Below are 335 nucleotides of genomic sequence, written 5' to 3'. Positions count from 1 at the left end.
TCGGGTGCTGGGCGGGCGGGGTGCGGTCGGCGGTGTTGGTGGCCGGATCCCAGTTCCGCCACTCGTACGCGGGCCGCGCCCACACCGGGAAGTCCGCGTCGACGCCGTTCGCGCGGACCGGGTTGTCGCCGCTGTTGTAGTACGCGGTGTGCTCGGAGTCGGCGTAGAACCAGTTGAAGGTGTAGTTGATGTGCTGCACGGCCTTCTGGAAGCTCTCGGGTCCGGTCACGTAGCCGGGGTCGTTGAGCATCTGGAAGCCGATGATCGAGTCGGCCTCGTGCAGGTAGGAGGAGCACAGGGTGGTGTAGGCGACCTTCCTGCCGCCGACGGTCGCG

General features: G+C 67.8%; 1 protein-coding gene. It reads right to left on the bottom strand.

What is annotated here, in order from left to right:
• The coding region (locus CCN42_RS45380) for a penicillin acylase family protein (protein ID WP_245877682.1) at positions 1–335 on the bottom strand (335 nt) is incomplete at both ends.

The sequence above is a fragment of the Streptomyces glaucescens genome, from assembly GCF_002154375.1.
GTDB classification, from domain to species: Bacteria; Actinomycetota; Actinomycetes; order Streptomycetales; family Streptomycetaceae; genus Streptomyces; species Streptomyces glaucescens.
The sequence above is the reverse complement of the archived record's forward strand: the minus strand, read 5'-3'. Positions and strand labels throughout refer to the sequence as shown.